Here is a 635-nt window from a genome sequence, read left to right on the forward strand (position 1 = left end):
ATTCCTCCCATGGTCTCGATGGAAAGGGTCAGCGGTGTGACATCGAGCAGAAGCACGTCTCCGGCTCCAGCATCTCCGGCCAGCTTGCCTCCCTGAATCGATGCGCCGATTGCCACGCACTCATCCGGGTTCAGGTTCTTGCTCGGCTCATGTCCGGTCAGCTGTCTTACCTTGTCCTGTACCGCCGGGATACGTGTGGAACCGCCGACCAGAAGGACCTTCGTAAGGTCAGATGCGGTAAGTCCCGCGTCGTTCAGAGCGGTTCTTACCGGCTCCGCGGTCGCTTCCACAAGATCTGCGGTCAGCTCATCGAATTTTGCCTTTGTCAGGTTGAGATCCAGATGCTTTGCGCCGTCCGCCGTAGCGGTGATGAACGGAAGGTTGATGTTCGTGGTGGTCGCGCTGGAAAGCTCGATCTTTGCCTTCTCTGCCGCCTCACGGATTCTCTGCATCGCCATCTTGTCGCCGGAGAGGTCGATGCCTTCCTGCTTCTTGAATTCACTTACGATATAATCGGCAACTCTCTTATCAAAGTCGTCGCCGCCCAGATGGTTATTGCCGGCGGTAGCCAGTACCTCGATGACTCCGTCGCCGATCTCGATGATGGACACATCGAAGGTGCCGCCGCCGAGATC

The 635-nt window shown here is 57.5% G+C and carries 1 protein-coding gene; it reads right to left on the reverse strand.

Annotated elements, in window-relative coordinates:
- The coding region (locus tag ACTQ1O_RS14035) for an Hsp70 family protein (RefSeq protein ID WP_441487790.1) at positions 1-635 on the reverse strand (635 nt) is incomplete at both ends.

Origin of the sequence: Bilifractor sp. LCP21S3_A7, from assembly GCF_052118825.1 — a bacterium.
GTDB lineage: Bacteria > Bacillota > Clostridia > Lachnospirales > Lachnospiraceae > Bilifractor.